Origin of the sequence: Nonomuraea guangzhouensis, from assembly GCF_019396345.1 — a bacterium.
Taxonomy (GTDB): Bacteria; Actinomycetota; Actinomycetes; order Streptosporangiales; family Streptosporangiaceae; genus Nonomuraea; species Nonomuraea guangzhouensis.
Genome location: NZ_JAHKRM010000001.1, coordinates 472,457 through 492,729, shown reverse-complemented (window position 1 = coordinate 492,729; position 20,273 = coordinate 472,457). Strand labels below are relative to the sequence as shown.

Sequence of the window (20,273 nt, the reverse complement as noted above, 5' to 3'; positions counted from 1 at the left end):
CGCCGGTGTGGTCGCGGTATTGAAGCCCGGGCGCCGAGCGTCACCTCGGATCTTGGAAGCACCTTTCTCGCGCGCTTAAGGTGGCCTTTATGCGCTTTGGGGTGCTCGGGCCGCTGGCCGTATGGACCGACCAGGGGGAGCCCGTCACGATCCCCGGCTTGAAGGTCCGCGCGCTGCTCGCCGATCTGCTGGTGGACGAGGGGCGGCCGGTGTCGTCCGACCGGCTCGTGGACGACCTGTGGGCCGGTGAGCCGCCGGCCAACTCCGCGGGCGCGCTCCAGGTGCGGGTCTCGCAGCTCCGGCGTGCGCTGGAGGACGCCGAGCCGGGCGGCAAGAACCTGGTCATCTCACGCGCGCCCGGCTACCTGCTCAAGGCCGCGGAGGGTACGGTCGACGCCGCGCGGTTCGCCGAGCTGCTGGCCCGGGCCGAGACGGCCGAGAGCCCGCGGACCAGGGCGGAGCTCCTGTCCGACGCGCTCGCGCTGTGGCGCGGCCCGGCGTTCGCCGACTTCGCCGACGAGGAGTACACCAGGTCCGCGATCCTCCGGCTGGAGGAGCAGCGGCTCTCCGCCCTCGAACAGCACGCCGAGGCGCGCCTGGAGCTGGGCGAGCACGGCCTGCTCGTGGGCGAGCTCGGCGACCTGGTGGGCCGGCACCCGCTCAGGGAGCGGCTGCGGGCCGTACACATGCGAGCGCTCTACCGCGCGGGACGGCAGAGCGAGGCGCTCGCGAGCTACGCCGACCTGCGCGAGCGGCTGGCCGACGAACTCGGCCTCGATCCCGCGCCCGAACTGGCCGCCCTGCACCAGGCGATCCTCGGCCAGGACCCGGCCCTGAGCGGCCCCGCCGCCCGCCCCGCCACGAACCTGCCCGCCTCGCTCAGTGACCTGATCGGGCGCGACGGCGCGCTGGCCGAGGTCCGTACGCTCCTGGAGCACAGCAGGCTCGTCACCCTGACCGGCAGCGGCGGCGTCGGCAAGACGCGGCTGGCCTTGGAGACCGCCACCCGGCTCACCGACGCGTACGCCGACGGCGCCTGGCTGGTCGAGCTGGCCCCCCTCGACCGGGCGACCCGCTCACATGGGCGGGTGGTGGCGGAGACCGTGGCGGCGGCGCTCGACATCCGCGAGGACTCGGACGGGACGCCGCTCGCCGAACGGCTGGCCGGGGCGCTGCGCTCCCGGCAGCTCCTGCTCGTCCTCGACAACTGCGAGCACGTGATCGAGCAGGTCGCCGAGCTGGCCGGCCGGCTGCTGCGGGCCGCTCCCGGGCTGCGCGTGCTGGCCACCAGCAGGGAACCGCTGGCGGTGGCCGGCGAGGTGCTGTGGAGCGTGCCGCCGCTGGACGTGCCCGCTAGTACCGAGCCCGGCGAGGTGGCCCGGGCCGACGCGGTCCGCCTGTTCGTGGCACGGGCCGCCGCCTCGGCGCCCGGCTTCACCCTCGACGCGGGCAACGCGGAGGCGGTCGCGCAGCTCTGCCGGCGGCTCGACGGGATCCCGCTGGCCCTGGAGCTGGCGGCGACCCGGGTGCGCGCGCTCGGCGTGCAAGGGGTGGTGGCCCGGCTCGACGACCGGTTCCGGCTGCTCGCCTCCGGGCAGCGCGGCGCGCCGCCGCGCCAGCAGACGCTGATGGCGGTGATCGACTGGAGCTGGCAACTGCTGACCGAGCCAGAACGCGCCGTCCTGCGTCGCCTGGCCGTCCACGCCGACGGCTGCACGCTGGAGGCCGCCGAGGAGACCTGCGCGGAGGACGGGCTCGACGTGCTCGACCTGCTCGCGCGGCTGGTCGACCGCTCCCTGGTGGTCGTGGCCGACGGTACGGAGGGCATGCGGTACCGGCTGCTGGAGTCGGTGGCGGAGTACTGCCTGGAGCGGTTGTCGGAGGCGGGCGAGCTGGATCGGGTACGGCAGACGCACTCGGCCTACTACACGGCGCTGGCCGTACAGGCTGAGCCGTTCCTGTATGGACACTCCCAGCGGGAGTGGCTGCTGCGGCTGGACACGGAGGCCGCGAACATGCGGGCGGCGCTCGACACGGCGACCGGGGCGGGCGACGCGGCCGGTGCGCTGGCGCTGGTGAACGCGCTGGCCTGGTACTGGGTGCTGCGCGGCCGGCTGGCCGAGGGGCGGCGGTCGCTGGAGTCGGCACTGGCCATCGATGACGGCACGGCTGTCGAGGACGGCGTTCTGGTGGCTGCTCGGGCAAGGGCGGGGGCGTGGCGGGCGGGGTTCGCTCTCAAGCTGGGTGAGGACGTCGACTGGCGGTCCGCTCTCGATCGGATCGAGGACCCGGGTGGGCGGGCCAGAGCCGAGTGGTTCATCGGGTGGGTGGTGCCCGACATGCTGACCGGGCAGGAGCTGGTGGCGAGCGCGCTGGCCACGTTCAGGGCCATGGGCGACCGGTGGGGGATCGCGGCGGCGTTGAGCCGGCGGGCGCGGGACGCCTTCACGCAACGGGACTTCGTGGCGCTGGAACGCGATGGCGAGGAGAGCGCGCGGCTGTTCCGGCAGCTCGGCGACCGGTGGGGAGTGCTCCAGGCCACGGAGTGGCTCGGCGGGCTGGCCGAGATGGGGGGCGACAGGGAGCGGGCCAGACGGCTGTTCGCGGACGGGCTGCGGATGGCGGAGGACCTCGGGCTCTGGCCGGAGGTGGCCGGGCGCACCGCCTGGCTGGGCTGGATGGCGCTCGGGGCAGGGGAGTTCGAGCGGGCCATGGAGCTGTGCGGGCGGGCCCTGCACATCGCCTCAGGGCAGGGCCATCGGGAGATCTCGATCATGTCCGAGATGGGGCTCGCCTACGCCGAGCGCCGTGGCGGCCACCTCGACCTGGCGGAGCAGCACCTGAACCACCTGCTCGACGGGATCCCCCGGGGCCCCGGCGTCGAGCCGGCCGTGCACCTGCCTGACGTGCTCGCCGAGCTCGGCTACCTGATCGAGCTGCGCGGTGACGCCGCGACCGCGAGGGACCTGCACCTGGAGGCCCTGACGGCCGCGCAGCGCATCGGCGACCCGCGCACGGCGACGTGGGCCGTGGAGGGCTTGGCCTCCGCCGCGGCGGCCAGGGGTGACCACGAGCGGGCGGCTCTGCTGCTGGGGCTGGCGGCGGGTGTCCGCGAGCACAACCAGACGCCTGCCGCTCCGTCGGAGCTGGCCGAGGTCGAGCGGGTCACCGGGGTCGCCATGGAAGCGCTGGGCGAGGCGACGTTCGGTGCCGCGTACGAGCGGGGCGGCAGACTGAAGCTCGACGACGCGGCCGACCTGGCCTGACCAGCGCTTACCGATGGCTCGCCCTCTGGGTGAGGTGCTCGGCCAGGCGGTCGAAGAACTCGGTCCAGCCGGCCTTGGACTGCTCGGCGTGCTCCTGGTCGGTGTTCACGCCGAACTGGTGGAACCGCATCTCGGTCTTTCCCCCCAGATCGACCAGCGTCAGCGTCACCACCGACGCGGGCCCGTCGCCCGGGTCGTCGGGGTCGCCGGTGGTGAAGACGAGCCGCCCGGGTCCCGCCACCTCCCGGTAGACCCCGTCGAGCGTGGCTTCGAAGCCGTCGGCTCCGACCATGGTGGCCCGCCAGACCCCGCCCGGCCGCAGATCCATGGCGATCCGCTCGGCGGGCGTCTCGAAGATCCGCGGCCCGAACCATTGGGAGAACCCTTCGGGCCGGGTCCAGGCGGCGTACACCTGCTCGCGGGAGGCGTCGTACATCCGGGTGATCTCGATCTCGGCGGTCCGACTCATCGCGGTGCCCTTCTGCGCGCTGCTTCTTCCGACGAGAACCACGATGCCGGTCGGTGCTTACGATCTCCTTCAGGCGGTCTTAAGGCGAGAGGCGGCGGCTCAGCCAGGCCAGGGCGAGCGGATAGCGATACTCGATGGCGCCGTGCCCGGCGTCGAACAGCTCGAAGTAGATCCGCTCGTCCGGCACCCCGGCCGCCTCCAGCGCCCGCCGGAACGCCGTGGCGCCGAAGTCCAGGTAGTACTCGTCCTTGGTGCCCGCGTCGACCCAGATCGCCCGCATCGACCGCAACGCCGCGGCGTACTCGGGCCGCGCCGCCATCACCACCGGGTCACGGGCCAGCCAGCGCTCCCACACCTCGGGTATGACGGCGCCCGTGTCGTCGAACGGCAGACGGACCGTGCCGTCCTCGTCGGCCGAGTACGCCGCCGCGTAGGCGTAGATCTCCAGCAGATCGAGGTCGCCTTCCCTGGTCCCGGCGATCCTGCTGCGGAAGTCGGCCAGGAACTTGTCGTACGAACCGCCGTACATGTCACGCAACTGCCGCACGACCTGCGGCAGCATGGGCCGGACGCTGACGTCGAACAGCGAGTCGCCCGCATGGGTGGCCAGCGCGCCGAACACGTCCGGCCGCAGCATGGCGGTGACCATCGCCCCGCCGCCCCCGCTGGACTTGCCGGTGACCGCGCGGTGGTCGCGGCCGGCCAGCGTGCGGTAGTGGGCGTCCACCCACGGTACGACCTCGTCGCACAGGTAGGAGTGGTAGCGGCCGGTCGCGGGCGAGTCGAGGTATTGACTGCCCGCGAGCGAGGTCCACGCGTCGACGTACACGATGATCGCGGGCGGCACGTCACCGGCCGCGAACACGCCGTCCGTCAGCTCCGGGTACGTCCGGCGGAACGGCGTCCGGTTGAACCACATGGCGACATGCCCGGTGTAGCCCTGCAGCACATAGATGGACGGGTAGCGCCGGTCGGGGTGGTCGTCGTACCCCGGAGGGACGTACACGTACAGGGGCCGCTCGTGCGGATCCCCGAGGGGGTTGCCGCGCAGCAGCTCACTGTCGATGACGTTGTGGTCGAGGCGGCCGACGAGCTCGTCGTACCAGGGCAGCATGGGTTTCTCCCGTTCTACTCTTGGGATCAGCCTGCCATCTCCGCTTCGGCGGCGTGCGGCCGTCCGGGCGTCGGGAGTCGCTAGGCTTCGTCCGTGAACAGTGCGGAACTGAAGAACCGGGTACGCGAGCTGCGAGCCGAAGGCAGGTCTCCGAAGGAGATCGCCCGCACGCTGGGCGTGTCGCCGTCGGTGGTGGCCCCGCTCGTACGCGCGGTGGCGGCCGAGGGCAGCGCGGCGGCGGGGGAGCCCGAGGTGGCCGGCTGCTGGATCAACGTCGGCTGGAGCACCGGCCTCACCGTCGACCCCGCCCGCGGCTGGGCCGACGAGAAGCCGTCGGCCGAAGGGCTGGACGGCAGGGTGTCCGTGCTGGTGGCCCGGCGCCACACCTGGGACCGGATGACGGTCTGCGGCTACCTGGCGGACGTCTACTGCACCGGCGTCAAGGACCTGATCGGCCCGGATGTCATCGACGACCGGCAGCTCAGCCGGTTCCGCGAATACTTCTTCAGTGACTACCTGGGCTGGCAGGAGGCGCCGATCGAGTTGGCTCAGCATCTCGTGTTCGGCGCGGTCGACTATGCCCGCGCGATGGACCTGGAGCCCTTCGAGACCTTCGACTCGGCCTCCCACGTTCTGGGCACCTGGGAGGGCGGCCCGTCGGCGATCACTTTCGGCCGCGACGGGAAGCCGTACTACGTACCGGGCCCGGACGACGAATCCCGCAAGATCGTCAGGATCTTGGAGAGAAAACTCGGCCCGTCCGGCTTCGACTCTGCCGTTGGGTGATCCGTTCACCCGTAATAGCGGTACAGGGCGATCCAGAGAACCGCCACGTGGTCTTCGGAGGCGAATGCGATCACCTCGTCGCGGGACAGGTAGTCCTCGGACCAACGGTCCCAACCGGCATGCGCACCGGCGAAATAGCGACTTCGTTCCGGCGGGAACACGGTGAGGAACCGGTCGGCCAGCTCCGCTCGGCCGGCCTGTGTCTCGGCAAGCTGGATTCGCTCCTGCTCGGTCTGCGGATACTCGCTGTAGTCGCCGTCGTTCATCGACCAGCGCATCCGACCGATCAGCCAGGCCCGCAGGAGGTCGGGGGCGCCGGTCACTTCCTGCCAGGATTCTCGACGATGCGGGGCATCGTCGTCAGGCTGATCGTCTTCGTCCCCGAACCCGGTGGCTTCGGGGACGGCAAGATCTCCGTTGTAGCTCAGGGTTATCCGCTCGCCGGCGGACCCCAGGGCCCGCACACCCGAACCGTAGGGTCCGGGCCCGGCCGGCAAGGGCCCGGCTTCTTCGTCGTCGTCCTCCCAATGCTCGCGCTCTGCCAGCGGCGTGAACGCCTCCGGCAGTCGCTTTTCAAGAAGGGTGTCGAGCAGCCGGAAAATCTCGTCCGGTGCCGTAACAGGGTCGCCATGGAGGGATTGGTAGGTCACTGACGCTGTGCCGTCCGGCACGGCCTCCAGAGCCTCCGCCCGCAGGTCGTCCACGCCGCAAACCCTGACGACGCGCCTTTCCCGATAGAGGTGCGCAACCTTGAAGTCGGCCAGATCCGCCGCCAACGATCCCATCACTCTCGCTTAATCATCTGAAGGTGCCAGGGGGTCGAAAAACCGCCGGGAATGGGTGTCATTCCATGCGTGGTCGAGCAAGCTCGGCCTCGACCTGGCCCGCCGCTGAATAGTCACGCCTTGAAAGCCCCCTCCATCGCGGAGAGGGCTTTCTTCTGCCCGACCGTTCTCGGCGTGCGGCCCTGAGCGAGGGCTCCGCCCGGTAGCCGTTATTGAGCCGCCTTGAACTTCTCCACGATGGTCGCGGCGATGCGGCCTCGCTCGCTCACCGGCAGGCCGTGAGTCTTGGCCCAGTTGCGGATCTCGGCGGACTTCTCACGGCTCATGGCCCGGGACGTGGAGTCGGCCCCGTGGCCGCCACGCCCGGGGCGCTCGGCCCGGATAGGGCGGGCGACGGTGATGTAGGGTGCGAGCGCCTTTTCCAGATCTTCCCGGTTCTTGCCCGACAGGTCGATCTCGTAGGTGGTGCCATCGATGGCGAACGTGGTGGTCTTCTCCGCTTCGCTTCCGTCGATGTCGTCAATGAAAGACTCAACGATCTGCTTGGCCATGCCGGCGCTCCAATATGTGTTATGGGGTTTCGGGTACTGTATCGCTTTTCAGGGGTGCGTTGGGCTGTCAAGAGAATTAACCGGCTAGGGAATCCGGCTCAGCGGCCATTAACTCTCTTCACGCTGGGGTCACGTCCCCGCTCGTTCCGGCATGGCGGTTCAATAGGCGGAACTGAAATCAGCGTCCGTCTCGGCGTGAAGGTGCTAAGTCTACGCGCAGGACGAGTGCTTGGGTGGCAGAATTCAGCGGTTCTGGATCATTGGGCAAATGTCTTCGGGGGATTGGGGGGCATAATGAGATCTGAATCCGGTAGTCCAGGGCGGGGTCCGGTCTCAGCTTCAGAGGTTGCTCCGGCCGCCATCGTGTCTGCGGCCCAAGATCCCTAGAGTGGGATCATGGCGCATGAGGCACTCTTCGCCTACCCGGCCATCGTCGGAATGATCACCACCACTCCCATCCCTGACACCGCCCTGGTGATACGCAGCGCGATGCGTCAGGGACGGGCCAGACAAGACAAAACTCCCATATCGCTGGCGTTGCCGTTGGACGAGCACCTACCGCGTCGCAGCGGCGTCCCGTGGCCGTTGCTCTTGCGATGTCATCCCTCTTTCGGGCTATCATCGCCATATGGCGATTGATAATGACGGTGGCCGGTGTGTAAGCGCCGACATCGCCGCGGGCATCTCTCCCGCGGCGGCGCTGTTCCACTCCCTGGCCGACGAAACGCGGCTCCGTATCGTGGCCCGCCTGGCCCGCGGCGAGGCGCGGGTGGTGGATCTGACCGGTGAGCTGGGGCTCGCTCAGTCCACGGTGTCCAAGCACCTCGCCTGCCTTCGGGACTGCGGGCTCGTGGACTACCGCGCCGAAGGCCGTCAGTCGTTCTACGCGCTGACCCGGCCGGAATTGATGGATCTGCTGGGCGCCGCCGAGCACCTGCTGGGCGCCACCGGGCACGCGGTGGTGCTGTGCCCCCGCCACGGCCCCTCGCAGACTGTCGCCCGGCCCATCGCCGACGCCGGCGATCACCCCGGTCAGGATGCCGCGCCGACGCCGGAGCCGGTGTCGTGACGGCGGTGAACCTTGAGCCGACCCCGCTCCGCCGAGCGACGCTGCGGCGCCGGATCCGGCTGCTGGTCGCCGCGACCATCACCTACAACGTGATGGAGGCCGCCGTCGCCATCACCGCGGGAACCGCCGCCTCGTCCGCGGCGCTGATCGGGTTCGGGCTGGACTCGGTGGTCGAGGTCGCCTCGGCCGCGGCGGTCGCCTGGCAGTTCTCGGCCGCCGACCCTGAGCGACGCGAGAAGGTCGCCCTGCGCGTCATCGCGATCTCGTTCTTCGCCCTGGCCGCGTACGTCACCGTCGACGCCGTACGCACGCTCCTGGGTGTCGGAGAGGCTGAACACTCCACCCCCGGCCTGGTGCTGGCCGCCCTCTCCTTGCTGATCATGCCGTTCCTGTCGTACGCCCAGCGGCGCGCGGGTCGCGAACTCGGCTCCGCCTCCGCGGTCGCCGACTCCAAACAGACCCTGCTGTGCACCTATCTGTCCGGAGTGCTGCTGGTCGGCCTCGCGCTCAACAGCCTGTTCGGCTGGTCATGGGCCGATCCGATCGCCGCCCTGATCATCGCCGCGGTGGCGGTCAAGGAAGGCCGCGAAGCCTGGCGCGGAGACACCTGCTGCGCCCCGAACCTCCTCACAACCGACGCCACCACCCCATCGGCGTGCGCCGACGACTGCTGCGAGAACGACCGCAAGGACACATGATGCGTCGCCGCCGGATGCCTGCCCGCGCGAAGCCCTCGGCCAGGTGATACGGATCATCGTGGCCGCGCCCGGCTCGGCGCTCGGCCGCTACCCCGAAGGCAACACCGGCCGAGCCCGCGTCAACCTGACCCAGCCGATGCCCATGCCCGACGATCTCGCCGCCGTACTGCAGGCTGTCTGAGCTCAAGGAGCGGGCGGCGGGGATCACTCGCTGACAAGCGGCAGCAGAGCGATAGCCTTCTACCCTGAGTAGAACGCGACTGGAGGGATTGTGCAGCTCGGCAACCTTGAGCGATCGATCATGGAAGCCCTGTGGGAGCACCCCGAGGGGATATTCGCCCATGTCCTCGCGGCCAAGCTGCCCTCCCAGCCCGCCACCACGACGGTGCTGACCGTGCTGATGCGGCTGTCGAACAAGGGCATGGTCTCCCGCGAACGCGTGGGACGCGCACACCTGTACAAGGCCACCGCAGGCAAGGACGCCTTCATCGCCGAGGCCATGCGCGCGGCCCTGGACGAGGCGGGCAACGTCACGGCGGCCGTACAGCGCTTCGTCGGGACGGTGACGCCCGAGGTGGCCGCCGCCTTGCGCGAGGCGCTGGGCGAACGGGACGGATCGGCGCAGTGATCGCCTGGCTGGTCGCCGCCGGGGTGGCGCTGTTGCCGGTGATGCTGGGCGATCGCACGGCACGCGCCCTGGCCGGGGCGACGTGGACGCATCGCTGTCCCCGTGCGGCGCTGGTGCTCTGGCAGGCAGTCGGGCTGGCCGCCGGCCTGGGCGCGGTGGGCCTCGGGCTGGTGGCCGCCGTCGCGCCGCTGGCCGCGGTGTTCCCGCACGGCATGCACACCCTGGTACGCCAGATCGTCAGCGGGCAGGGCTTGGACGGGCTCGGGCCGGTTCATCTCCTGGCTCTGGCATGGTCGGCGGGCCTGATGAGCTGGCTGCTCATCCACACGGTGCGCGTCGCGGCCAAGACGATTCGTGAGCGGCGGCGCCAGCGCCTGCTGGTCGACGTGGTCGCCGATCACCACCCGGCGCACGACGCCTACATCCTCCCTGTGGCCGAGCACGTCGCCTACTGCGTGCCGGGCAGGCACGGACGGATCGTGCTGAGCCAGGGCACCCTCGACCTGCTGACCGCCCAGGAGCTGGCGGCGGTGCTCGGCCATGAGCGCGCGCATGCCCGCGGTCACCACGACCTCGCCCTGCTGCCCTTCGTGGCCCTGGCGCACGCCTTCCCCTGGCTGGTCTGCACGCGTACGGCACGACAGGCGGTCGCCGTGCTGCTGGAGATGATCGCCGACGATCACGCCTGCCGAGCACACGGCGAGCTGCCACTGGCACGGGCCCTGGTACGCATGGCGGCAGGCGAGCCCGGACCGGGCAGCGCCACATTCGCCCTGGCCGATGCGGGTGTCGTCGAGCGCCTGCAGCGGCTGCTCACCGAGCGCGGCCAGCCCCGCTGGGTCCCGGCGGCGGCCTACTCGACCGCCGGCCTGCTGCTCAGCGGGCCGCTGGCCGTGCTGATCGCCCCGCTCATCTGCATCACCATCTGATCCGCTGCTTGGGGTGAGCCTCAGTACGCTCCGAGGATGTCGACGACGAAGACCACGGTGTCGTCCTTCTTGATCCCCGGCTGGGGGGCGCCCTTGCCGTAGCCGTCCTTGGGCGGGATGACCAGCAGTACCCGGCTGCCGACCTTCTGGCCGGTGAGCCCCTTGCCGATGCCGGCGATCGTGCCGGTCAGAGATGACAGTGGCGCCACTTCTCCCCGGCTCCAGGAGGAGTCGAAGACCTTACCGTTCCGCCAGACCTGTCCCTGATAGTGAGTGATCAGCATGTGGTCGGCGCGGATGATGGGGCCTGCTCCCTCGATCAACGTCCGCACCCGCAGTTGGTCCGGCGGATCCGACGCCGGAATCGTCACCGTCGGAGGACCGCCTGCCGGCGCGGACACCACCTGGGGGAGGGCCGGGTCGGCCGGGCCTGCCCGGCCGCGCGCCGAGGCGGTCGTCGGATAGGTGGCGAGCAGATCGACGACGTAGATGAGTGTGTCCGCGCCGGTCACCCCCTCCTGCGGGTTGCCGGTGGCGCCATAGCCGTCCTTGGGAGGAATCGACACCACCACCCGGCTGCCGGTCTTCTTGCCGATGAGCCCTTTGTTCAAGCCGGGGACGAGCTCTCCGATCCGCATCACGGCCGGCCTGTCCTGGCCGTGGCTGCTGTCGAGTTGTCTGTGGGAGGTGCCGGTCCACGCGTAGCTGGCGAACTGGACGACGGCCAGGTCGTCCTGGGCCGCCACCACGCCGTTACCCGCGATCACGGTCTCGGCCACCAGGTCCTCGCCCGGCCGCTCGCCTTCGGCGAAGGTCACCCGCGGCTGCTCACCGAAGCCCCCGCTGACCGTCAGAGGGTCCTGCCCGGGGCGCAGGTAGAGCGTTGTCCCGGCGACGATGAGCAGTATGGCCGCGATCACGCCCGCCAGGATGACCAGGCGTGCCGAGCGGTTGTGATGCACGCTGCTCACCTCCCGCTGCCGGTGGCAGACGGCGGCGCGGCGCCCGTGGGCGGCGTCGATGAGGCGCCCCACGTCCCGGTCTCCTGGATGCTCCCGCCCAGCCTGGCTCGAGCGGCGGTCAAGGCCTCTTTGGGGCGCGCGGCGATGATCCAGCGCTCACCGACCAAATACGACCCGCCATACATTTGCGCGTACTCCAGCCAGTCACGCTGTCCCTTGCCGGTGGCGAAGGCCAGCATCGAATACTGGGAACCGGCGGTGGAGCAGACGCCCTGGCGGAAATCGGCCGCATCGACGGTGATGCTCGCCGTGCAGTGAAGGGCCGAAGCCATCTGTTCGACACTGGCCGGACGGGCCGTCACGCTCGCCACCGCAGCTGGGGAGATGCTCTTGCCCCGCGCTTCCCGAGCCGCGTCGGTGGCCGAGCCGCAGCCCATGGCCGACAGTGCGCAGACCACCGCGAGCCCCGACAGAAGGTTCCGCAGAAGGGAGGAGGGCTCGCGGGACCTGCTCATTTAACGGCTCCCCTTTTTCGGGGGAAATGTGAGAGGTGGAGCGGGTGAGGGCGTCGGGGCTTCTGGGAGTTCGTCGTGGTCGACCATGCCGGTGGACTCCAGGTAGGTCATGTGGCGCATGACGAAGTTGATGCCTTCCTGGGCGAACTTCCTGATCTCGGAGTTACGGGTCCCGGCTCGTACGGCCGCCAAGGTGCTGAAGACCTTGCCGTGGGCGGCGCGCAGCAGGTTCGCGTAGTCCTTGTCGAAGGCGGGACCGCTCTCCGCCGCCAGCTGGGCCATCCAGCTCTGCTGGTCGGCGTTGGGTTCGTCGGGCAGCGCCACGCCCAGCTTCTTCGCGGTCTGGCGGGTCATCAGGTCCAGCCGGCTGTGTTCCTCCATGATCTGCTTGCCGACCTGCTTGACTCGCTGGGAGTCGGCGCGGGTTCTGGCGTACTCGCCTGCGGGCATCTCCCACAGGCCGGCCTGCCGCACCTTGACCAGCAGGTCGCGGTCGGCAGCGGTGAGGGGTCCCGAGGGCGTCTGTGTGGCGGCGGCGGAGTCGACCGACGGTGGCAGGACCACCACGATCGTCACCGCGGCCGCCACGACGAAGCCACCGAGCAGGAGCAGCTCGCCGCGCCAGAGCCTGCGCTTGGTCGAAGGCATGCCGGATTCTGGGGCCATGCTCAGTTGCCCGGCGATCGCACGGCGGCCGTCGCGGCCAGGGTGATGTTCGACATCATGGGCGTACCTCCGCTTGACGCTTGTGGTTCCCTCGGAGGTACGCGAGCCCGGCCCAATTGGTTCGACAGAATGTAGAAGCTGGCTGGCGGCCGCCTCAGCCAGGAACTAGCGGACGCGGACGAAGACCGGGTTGGAGTAGAACCACAGGTCTTCCCACGGGCTCTCCTTGCCGTCGGCGAGCGGCTCCATCTCGTCCGTGCCGGTGCCGCGTACCCGGAGGTAGCTGTCGGTCCCCACATCGCGCAGGGTGTACCTGATGACGTAGTCCTGGCCTTGGCGGCGCCAGTCGCGCTCGCCGAACCGCGCCACGACCTTGGTGGTGGGGTTGGTGTCGGCGTCGAGGTTGGCGCTCACGCCGGTGACCTGGCCGACGATGAGGTCGACGCGCCGTACCTGCGGGCGGTCGCCGTTGCCGTTCTCGCCCTCCAACGGGCGGAACCTGATCACTACCTCGACGTCGGTGCGGTCGCGGCTGCTGACGGTGAGCGTCTCTCCCACGGTGGCCTGGCGGCCCTGGTTGCTCGCGGTGACGTCCAGAGCGGTGATCAGGTCGCCGGTGGTGACGAAGATCCGGCCGTTGCGCAGGGCGTCCATGATGTCGCCGTAGTCCTGACGCGCCGCCACGTACGTCTTGCTGTACTCGCCGGGCCAGAAGTCCGAGCCACCGCGGGTCCAGTGCACGTGCGAGTCGGAGGTGGCGGTGATCCACCAGTGCCGGCCCTCGCCGAGCAGCGAGTCCCACAGGCCGCCGACCCGCGCGGTCATCTGGTCGAACCCGCCGTAGGTCGGGTGGTTGCCGTACCCGCCGCGCGCTCCGCCGTTCAGCGGGCCCGCCTGGTGGCCCGGCGCGCCCTCGAAGCCGACGTAGATGTCGGGCGCGGCATTGTTGCCGTTACGGAACTCGCGCGGAGTGTCCTGGCCCCACACACCCAGCCCGGTCGCCGACCGGGCCGCATGGTGGGCGATCACCAGGGGCTTGCGCGGCATGCCCCGAGCCGCCTTGAGGAACTCCACCATCTTGGCCTCGGTGTCGCGGCCCGGGTCGGCGGGGAAGGCGTCGTGCTTGGCGAACCGGCTCTCCAGCTCGAACAGCTGCTGGGCCTCGTCGGCGTGGTGCGGGATCATCAGGGTGTGGTGGTCCAGCGCCGGCGCGTCGAACTCCATCCCCCAGAACTGCAGCACCTCGGGTACGAGCACACGCGAGCGCAGTAGATCGGGGTAGGCCTGCTCCAGGTTGACCTTCGAATGCGTCGGCCCGCCGTGGTCGGTGCACATCGCCCAGGTCAGACCGAAGTACTTGGCCATGATCGCGTTGGTGACGATCGGGTAGACCGCGTCGGCGCCCTTGCGGAACGTCGGCGGGTTCTTCGTGGTGTCGAACGCGCCGCTGTACTCCGAGTGCACGTGGTGGTCGCCCGCGCGCCACCTCCGCCCGTTGGTGCCGCTGTTGCCGAACTCACGCTCGTCGTCGGCCAGCGCCGCGGTCCCGCCCATCAGCGGCGCCGCCGCGGCCAGCGTCGCACCGACACCGGCGTACTTGACCAGGCGACGCCGCGAGAGCCCGGCGAGCTGGGACTCTTCGGCGTTCTTGTCCTTCACGGTGGAGCCTTTCGTCCTGCTGGGAGGCGGGGGTGCCGACCGACGAGTGTCCTGGCAGGCGCTGAACGCCGCATGAACGGAGATCGGGACGACCAAGAACAGAACCGGCACGCCGCAGCATGCAATAAACTTCTACGCAATGTAGAAGTATCTTGGGGTCGTGAGGAGCACAGGTGTCACAGCAGCAGGACCGGGCCGAGACTCGACGCGCCAAGGTCGAGGCCATGCGCGCCGACGACCAGCGCGAAGCCGTACGCGGCAGAAACCTCAAGATCTCCCTGACCGTGATCGGTGCGTTCGTCGTGGTGCTGGGCGCCTTCCTCGCCGCCGGCACGCTCCGCTCGCAAACCGGCACCTCCGCCGTCGCCGCCGGTGATTCGCAGCTGGTGCGCGCCGACAGTCACCGTCTGCAGACGGCCCCGGACGGCAAGGTGACGCTGGTGGAGTTCCTCGATTTCGAGTGCGAGGCGTGCAAGGCGTACTTCCCCGTCGTGGAACAGCTCCGTAAGGAGTACGCGGGCAAGGTCACCTTCGTGGCCCGCTACTTCCCGATCGCCGGCCATTTCAATGCCGAGCGCGCGGCTCGGGCCGTGGAAGCCGCCGCCAAGCAGGGCAAGTTCGAGGCGATGTACCAGCGGATGTACGAATCGCAGACCCAATGGGCGGAGAAGCAGGTCCCCGCCGACGAAGTCTTCCGGGGGTACGCCAAGGAATTCGGCCTGGACATGGCCGCCTGGAACAAGGCCTACGACGACCCCGCCACCCTGGCCCGCGTCAAGAAGGACTCCGCCGACGGCCAGGCTCTCGGCGTGCAGGGCACTCCGACGTTCTTCCTCAACGGACAGAAGATCGAACCCAAGTCCAACGACGAGTTCAAGGCGGCCATCGATGCTGCACTCGCCAAGTGACGTCGCCGCGCCTTCGGCGCACGCCGGCGTCCAGGGCCCGTTCCCTCGCCTGCTGCCCCGGCTGCTTCTGATCAGTGGCGCCATCGGACTGCTCGCCGCGTTCGTGCTCACCATCGAGAAGATCGCGCTGCTGAAGGACCCGGCATACGTGCCCAGCTGCAGCATCAATCCGGTGCTGTCGTGCGGTTCGATCATGCGAACCCCTCAGGCGGAGCTCTTCGGCTTTCCGAACCCACTCCTGGGCATCGCCGGCTTCGCCGTCGTCATCACCATCGGCGCCGCCCTGCTCGCCGGGGCACGGTTCGACCGGTGGCTCTGGCTCGGCCTTCAGACCGGCGTCACCGCAGGTGCCGTCTTCGTGCACTGGCTGATCTTCCAGAGCCTCTACGTCATCGGCGCGCTCTGCCCCTACTGCATGATCGTCTGGGCGGTCACCGTCCCGATCTTCTGGTACGTCACGCTGCACAACGCGATCCAGCGGAACCTGCCTCTCCCCGCCGGCGTCCGCCGGGCGGTCCAGGGGATCAGCGGCTACCACACGGTGGCGCTGACCATCTGGTTCCTGGGCATCGTGAGCCTCATCGGCGTTCGCTTCTGGTCCTACTGGAGCACCCTGATCTAACGGCCTGGCGGGATTTGAACCGCGCCATCCATCAGACCCGATGCGCCTCCCCATCCTTTACGGGAGCGCCGACATGCACACCGTGGAGCACCTGGGCAAGGACCTCCACCCCTCGTACCACGCGCGGCCCGGGCCTGTTGAAGTACGCCGGACCGTCCAGCACCCACACCTGGCCCGCGCGGACCGCCGGTAGGTCGGCCCAGCCCGGGTACCGGGTCAGCAGGCGCCACTCCTCTTGCGTGCGCTCGGGAGGAAAGCCGCAGGGCATCAGCAGGATCACCTCGGGCTGGGAGGCCCGCACCGTCTCCCAGTCGATGGCGGTGGTGTGTTCGCCCGCTTCGGCCAGCAGCGGCTCACCGCCCGCTGCCCGGATCTGCTCGGGGACCCAGTGGCCGGCGGGCCAGAGTGGATCCAGCCACTCGATCGCCGCCACCCGTGGCCTGGGCCGATCCGCGACCATGGACCGCACTGCCGCGAGCCTGTCTTCCAGCTCGGCGACCCGCCGGGATGCCGCGTCCGCCGCTCCAAGCGCCTCGCCGAGGTGTTCGATGGAGCGCAGCACCTCCGGAAGGGTGCGCGGTTCGAGGCTGATCACCCGTGGGCCGGAGTCGAGCAGTCGCACCGCCCGCGACACGCCGGTGTAGGAGACCGCGCACACCTCACACAGGTCCTGCGTCAGCACCACATCGGGGGCCAGGTCCGCCAGTCGTTCGACGTCGAGGGTGTACAGCGACGAACCCCGGTGGGCGGCGCCGCCCACCGCATCGGAGATCTCCCTGCTGCTCATCCGATCCGTGGCGAGCTCGGCCGCCGTGACCACCGGCACCGCCTCCACCACCTCGGGCGGCCAGTCGCACTCATGCGTCCGTCCGACCAGGTCACCGCCCAGCCCGAGCACCGCCACGATGTCGGTGGCAGCGGGCAACAACGACACGATGCGCATATCGCGACCCTAGCCGTGCTCCATGCCCGCCTCGCGGCCGAACGGGTCGTGCGGCGCGCCTGAAGGGGAACAACCTGTTCGTGGCCGATGTCGGTCACGTGGTCCGCGGAACCATCAGGAGCTCGCCCATGAACCTCGATCATGTACTGCTCAGCCGCGACGCCGACTTCGTGACGATCACGATGAACCGGCCGCAGCGACGCAACGCCCTGTCGCTGGCCCATCTGCGTGATCTGATCACCGCGTTCGGCGTCGCCGGCGACAGCGACGCCTCAGGAATCATCCTGGCCGGGGCAGGTCCGGTCTTCAGCGCCGGTCATGACTTCGCCGACGTCGCCGAAGCCGACGTGGGCGCGGTACGCACCCTGCTGGACACCTGTCTCCAACTCATGGAACTGATCGAGTCCGTGCCGCAACCGGTCATCGCCCGAGTCCACGCTCTGGCCACTGCGGCGGGCTGCCAGTTGGTCGCCACCTGCGATCTCGCCGTCGCCGCTGATTCCGCCGGCTTCGCCGCACCGGGCGGAAAGGGCGGCTGGTTCTGCCACACCCCGATGGTCGCCATCGCCCGCAACATCGGCCGCAAACGCGCTGCTGAGCTGGCCTACACCGGTGACACCATCACCGCCGCGCAAGCCCTTGAGTGGGGACTGCTCAACCGAGTGGTGCCTGCCGCGGACCTGGATGCCGCCGTCGACGACCTGCTCAGCCGGGCCACCCGCGGTAGCCGCGCCTCGAAGGCGCTCGGTAAGCGCACCTTGAACCAGCAGTTGTCCCTGCCCCAGGCGGACGCCTACCAACTCGCCACCAGGGTCATGGCCGAGTCCTCGCAATCCGTCGCGGCTCGCGAAGGCATGTCCGCGTTCTTGAGCAAACGCCGCCCGAAATGGAGCGACTGACGCGTCCGGCCAAGGGCAGCCCCCGGCCTCACCCTCGGCAGGTTCGCCGTAATCGGGCGCGGACCGGCGCTCAGCTGGTCGAGGCCTCCACCGAGACACAGCGGTGCAGCACGACGCCCGTCTTGCCGGCGGGGCCGTTGAGCCTGATCACAGGCCTGATGTTGGTCCTTCCCGGACCCACGGGGATCAGGGCGAAAGTCGATCGAGTCTCGGCGAACTCCTGGTGATTGGCGAAGTTGGCGGGTCCGAAAGTCCCTTCCTGCTTGAGGGAGTCGTTCAGGCTGTAGGTGAGCCGCAGCTCGGAGCCCGCCTGGACGGAAACGTCCGCGGTGACTTCCACCTTCACCGTCGTCGCAGCCGGAACGTCGACGAAGACCGGATTGTCGAGGAGCCCCACGTACACGGCCGAACTCGCGGTAAGCGGGAACCCACGGGGATCGCACATCGCCTGGCTGAGGGGAATGGCAGAGGCCGGCCGGCCCAGCGCGAACGTCGTGATCGCCGCGGCCACACCGCAGGCGGCCACCGCGGCGACTGCTTTGCGACGACGCGAAAGCCGGGTCATGAACATCATGGACCTTCCTCGATTCTGTGGAGCCGGCCTTCGGTCCCGGGCCGGTCATCGACACGAGCGTTTCGTCGTGCTCACTTCAGGGGCGTTCCATCCAGTTCCACGCCCAACGAGGAACAGCCGCACCGGACGAGGCGAGGGCTGCCAGTGGTGGTCATCGGGGTCTCCTTGCCGTCGTGGGAAGGGTGGCGGCGCGCCGCCAGGCGGCGTTGCGCAGCAGGCGCAGCCCGTTGAGGCCGACGATGACCGTGGAGCCCTCGTGCCCGGCCACGCCGAGCGGCAGCGGCAGGTCGCCGAGCAGGTCCCAGGCCACCAGTACGGTGATGAAGGTGCCGGCGATGACCAGGTTGGCGATGACCAGGCGGCGGGCGCGCCGGGCCAGGGCGAACACGGCGGGGACGGTGGCCAGTTCGTCGCGGGTGATGATCGCGTCGGCGGTATCGAGGGTGAGGTCGGCGCTCGCGCGGCCCATGGCGATCCCGGCGTGGGCGGTGGCCAGGGCGGGGGCGTCGTTGACACCGTCGCCGACCAGCGCCACCCGCCCCTGCTGCTGCAGTTCCCGTACCGCGTTCACCTTGTCCTCGGGCAGCAGGCCGGCCCGTACGCCGGTGATGCCGGCCTGGTCGGCCACCCGGGCCGCCGCGCGGGGGTTGTCACCGGTCAACATGACGGGAGCGATGCCGGTCAGGCTGGTCAGCTGTCCGACCGCCTGCGCGGCGTCGGAGCGCATGCGGTCGGCCAGGCCGAGCACCGCGGCGGGGCGGCCGTCCAGGAGCATCAGCACGGCGCTGTGCCCGTCGTCTTCGAGCTCGGCCACCACCGCGCGGGCCTGCGCCGCATCATGGGACACGGTCGGGTCCAGCAGGTGGGCGGGGCTGCCGATCTCGACCAGGTGGCCGTCGACGCGGGCGCGTATGCCTTGCCCGGGCAGGGCGGCGAAGCCGGTGGCGGCGGGTAGCGGCAGGCCCTGGTGGTGGGCGGCGGCGACTATGGCGCGGCCCAGCGGATGTTCTGAGCCTTGTTCGGCCGCGGCCGCGAGCGTGAGCAGCCGGTCGGTCTCCGTTCCGGCCTGCCCCTCGGGGTCACCGCTCGAGTGGTCCGCCGGGTGGGGCAGGGCGCGCAGGTGGGCCAGGTGCGGGCGGCCTTCGGTCAGGGTGCCGGTCTTGTCGAAGGCGACGTGGGTGACGTCGGCCAGGTGCTCCATCACCACGGCGGATTTGACCAGCACGCCGTTGCGTCCGGCGGTGGCGATGGCGGCCAGCAGCGGCGGCATGGTGGCCAGCACCACCGCACACGGTGAGGCCACGATCATGAACGTCATCGCCCGCAGCAGGCTGTCTTCCACCGGTGTGCCCCACAGGAGGGGCAACGCGAACAGAGCGATGGTGGCGGCGACCATCACCACGGAGTAGCGCTGCTCGACCTTCTCGATGAACAACTGGGTGCGGGCCTTGGTCGCGCCGGCCTGCTCGACCATCGCCACGATCCGGGCGATCACCGTCTCCGACGCCGGCCGGGTCACATGCACGCGCAGCGCGCCGGTGCCGTTCAGCGTACCGGCGAACACCTCATCGCCGGTCTGCTTGTCCACCGGCAGGCTCTCGCCGGTGATGGAGGCCTGGTCGACGTCGCTGGCCCCGGCCACCACTCGGCCGTCGGCGCCGATGCGTTCTCCTGGCCGTACCAGGATGATGTCGCCGACATGCAGGTCGGCGGCGGCCACGACCTCCTCCCCGCCACTGCCGTCGATACGGGTGGCCTGGTCGGGGGCCAGGTCCAGCAGGCCGCGCACGGAGTCCTCGGTGCGTTTGGTGGCGAGGGCCTCCAGCGCGCCGGAGGTGGCGAAGATGACGATCAGCAGCGCGCCGTCGAAGACCTGCCCGATCGCCGCCGCGCCGATCGCCGCGGCGACCATCAGCAGATCGACGTCCAGCGTGCGCTCGCGCAGCGCCTTCAGCCCGGCCAGGCCCGGCTCCCAGCCACCGGCGGCGTAGCAGGCCAGGTAGAGGGTCCACCACAGCCAGGGCGGCGCGTCGGCCAGCTGCGCGGCGCCGCCGACGGCGAACAGCACGGTGGCGGCGATGGCCCAACGCACCTCAGGCAGCGAACCGGCACCGGACCGCCACCAGGTGGACGCCCGGGGCATCGCTGCGGGGGGTGGGACGGCGGAGGAGCGTCTCAGTTCTGTTATCACCGAAGCATCGTATATGCGTATACACGCAGATATGCAACT

General features: G+C 70.0%; 20 protein-coding genes and 1 pseudogene. 10 read left to right on the top strand and 11 right to left on the bottom strand.

The genetic code is table 11. The annotated features are described in order from the left end of the window. Positions 1-89: 89 nt before the first annotated feature. A complete protein-coding gene (locus KME78_RS02240; protein ID WP_219526997.1) occupies positions 90-3,266 on the top strand; it encodes an AfsR/SARP family transcriptional regulator in 3,177 nt (1,058 codons plus the stop codon). A gap of 7 nt (positions 3,267-3,273) precedes the next feature. Here KME78_RS02240 and KME78_RS02235 read toward each other — a convergent pair whose 3' ends face one another. Continuing rightward, positions 3,274-3,735, bottom strand: a complete 462-nt coding sequence (locus tag KME78_RS02235) for an SRPBCC family protein (protein WP_219526996.1) — start codon at positions 3,733-3,735, stop codon at positions 3,274-3,276. 79 nt (positions 3,736-3,814) lie between these two features. Beyond that, a complete protein-coding gene (locus KME78_RS02230) occupies positions 3,815-4,849 on the bottom strand; it encodes an alpha/beta hydrolase-fold protein (RefSeq protein ID WP_219526995.1) in 1,035 nt (344 codons plus the stop codon). Between the two features lie 93 nt (positions 4,850-4,942). Here KME78_RS02230 and KME78_RS02225 point away from each other — a divergent pair, with 93 nt between their 5' ends. Next, complete coding sequence (locus tag KME78_RS02225; protein ID WP_308126775.1) at positions 4,943-5,635, top strand: helix-turn-helix domain-containing protein; 693 nt, start codon at positions 4,943-4,945, stop codon at positions 5,633-5,635. Between the two features lie 5 nt (positions 5,636-5,640). Here KME78_RS02225 and KME78_RS02220 read toward each other — a convergent pair whose 3' ends face one another. Continuing rightward, positions 5,641-6,339 carry a hypothetical protein gene (locus KME78_RS02220; protein WP_219526994.1) on the bottom strand — a complete coding sequence of 233 codons (699 nt, stop codon included), beginning with the start codon at positions 6,337-6,339 and terminating at the stop codon, positions 5,641-5,643. 290 nt (positions 6,340-6,629) lie between these two features. After that, positions 6,630-6,971: a histone-like nucleoid-structuring protein Lsr2 gene (locus KME78_RS02215; RefSeq protein WP_219526993.1), complete on the bottom strand. Its 342-nt coding sequence runs from the start codon at positions 6,969-6,971 to the stop codon at positions 6,630-6,632. 628 nt (positions 6,972-7,599) lie between these two features. Between KME78_RS02215 and KME78_RS02210 the strand changes: the two genes are divergently transcribed. From KME78_RS02210 to KME78_RS02190, 5 genes and pseudogenes are all read left to right on the top strand, one after another. Beyond that, complete coding sequence (locus tag KME78_RS02210; RefSeq protein WP_219526992.1) at positions 7,600-8,040, top strand: ArsR/SmtB family transcription factor; 441 nt, start codon at positions 7,600-7,602, stop codon at positions 8,038-8,040. A gap of 5 nt (positions 8,041-8,045) precedes the next feature. Further along, the gene (locus KME78_RS02205) at positions 8,046-8,738 is read left to right on the top strand and encodes a cation efflux transmembrane domain-containing protein (RefSeq protein ID WP_372454861.1); all 693 of its coding nucleotides are present in this window, start codon (positions 8,046-8,048) and stop codon (positions 8,736-8,738) included. Between the two features lie 37 nt (positions 8,739-8,775). After that, positions 8,776-8,919: pseudogene (locus tag KME78_RS63805) on the top strand (DUF3703 domain-containing protein); the annotation flags it as partial. Positions 8,920-9,009: 90 nt separating this feature from the next. Next, on the top strand, positions 9,010-9,366 hold the full coding sequence (locus tag KME78_RS02195) for a BlaI/MecI/CopY family transcriptional regulator (RefSeq protein WP_219526990.1): 357 nt from the start codon (positions 9,010-9,012) through the stop codon (positions 9,364-9,366). Beyond that, on the top strand, positions 9,363-10,295 hold the full coding sequence (locus KME78_RS02190; protein ID WP_219526989.1) for a M56 family metallopeptidase: 933 nt from the start codon (positions 9,363-9,365) through the stop codon (positions 10,293-10,295). The genes KME78_RS02195 and KME78_RS02190 overlap by 4 nt, the downstream gene beginning before the upstream one ends. A gap of 20 nt (positions 10,296-10,315) precedes the next feature. Here KME78_RS02190 and KME78_RS02185 read toward each other — a convergent pair whose 3' ends face one another. The 4 genes from KME78_RS02185 to KME78_RS02170 form a co-directional block, all read right to left on the bottom strand. Then, positions 10,316-11,329 carry an FKBP-type peptidyl-prolyl cis-trans isomerase gene (locus KME78_RS02185; RefSeq protein ID WP_219526988.1) on the bottom strand — a complete coding sequence of 338 codons (1,014 nt, stop codon included), beginning with the start codon at positions 11,327-11,329 and terminating at the stop codon, positions 10,316-10,318. Continuing rightward, complete coding sequence (locus KME78_RS02180) at positions 11,263-11,772, bottom strand: hypothetical protein (protein WP_219526987.1); 510 nt, start codon at positions 11,770-11,772, stop codon at positions 11,263-11,265. The genes KME78_RS02185 and KME78_RS02180 overlap by 67 nt, the downstream gene beginning before the upstream one ends. After that, complete coding sequence (locus KME78_RS02175; RefSeq protein ID WP_219526986.1) at positions 11,773-12,420, bottom strand: DUF4142 domain-containing protein; 648 nt, start codon at positions 12,418-12,420, stop codon at positions 11,773-11,775. A gap of 183 nt (positions 12,421-12,603) precedes the next feature. Then, positions 12,604-14,097: a CehA/McbA family metallohydrolase domain-containing protein gene (locus tag KME78_RS02170; RefSeq protein ID WP_219526985.1), complete on the bottom strand. Its 1,494-nt coding sequence runs from the start codon at positions 14,095-14,097 to the stop codon at positions 12,604-12,606. 173 nt (positions 14,098-14,270) lie between these two features. Between KME78_RS02170 and KME78_RS02165 the strand changes: the two genes are divergently transcribed. Beyond that, the gene (locus tag KME78_RS02165) at positions 14,271-15,005 is read left to right on the top strand and encodes a DsbA family protein (protein ID WP_219526984.1); all 735 of its coding nucleotides are present in this window, start codon (positions 14,271-14,273) and stop codon (positions 15,003-15,005) included. Beyond that, positions 14,986-15,627 (top strand): vitamin K epoxide reductase family protein, encoded by a 642-nt coding sequence (locus KME78_RS02160; RefSeq protein ID WP_219526983.1) that lies wholly within the window; start codon positions 14,986-14,988, stop codon positions 15,625-15,627. Before KME78_RS02165 ends, KME78_RS02160 begins: the two co-directional genes overlap by 20 nt. A gap of 31 nt (positions 15,628-15,658) precedes the next feature. Here the strand turns inward: KME78_RS02160 and KME78_RS02155 are convergent, their stop codons facing one another. Further along, positions 15,659-16,570 (bottom strand): cobalamin-binding protein, encoded by a 912-nt coding sequence (locus KME78_RS02155; RefSeq protein ID WP_219526982.1) that lies wholly within the window; start codon positions 16,568-16,570, stop codon positions 15,659-15,661. A 128-nt stretch (positions 16,571-16,698) separates the two neighbouring features. Between KME78_RS02155 and KME78_RS02150 the strand changes: the two genes are divergently transcribed. Then, the gene (locus tag KME78_RS02150; RefSeq protein WP_219526981.1) at positions 16,699-17,469 is read left to right on the top strand and encodes an enoyl-CoA hydratase-related protein; all 771 of its coding nucleotides are present in this window, start codon (positions 16,699-16,701) and stop codon (positions 17,467-17,469) included. Between the two features lie 70 nt (positions 17,470-17,539). Here KME78_RS02150 and KME78_RS02145 read toward each other — a convergent pair whose 3' ends face one another. Together KME78_RS02145 and KME78_RS02140 are read right to left on the bottom strand one after the other, a co-directional pair. Further along, positions 17,540-18,043 carry a hypothetical protein gene (locus tag KME78_RS02145; protein WP_219526980.1) on the bottom strand — a complete coding sequence of 168 codons (504 nt, stop codon included), beginning with the start codon at positions 18,041-18,043 and terminating at the stop codon, positions 17,540-17,542. Positions 18,044-18,194: 151 nt separating this feature from the next. Further along, positions 18,195-20,135 carry a heavy metal translocating P-type ATPase gene (locus KME78_RS02140; RefSeq protein ID WP_372454860.1) on the bottom strand — a complete coding sequence of 647 codons (1,941 nt, stop codon included), beginning with the start codon at positions 20,133-20,135 and terminating at the stop codon, positions 18,195-18,197. Between the last annotated feature and the right edge of the window lie 138 nt (positions 20,136-20,273).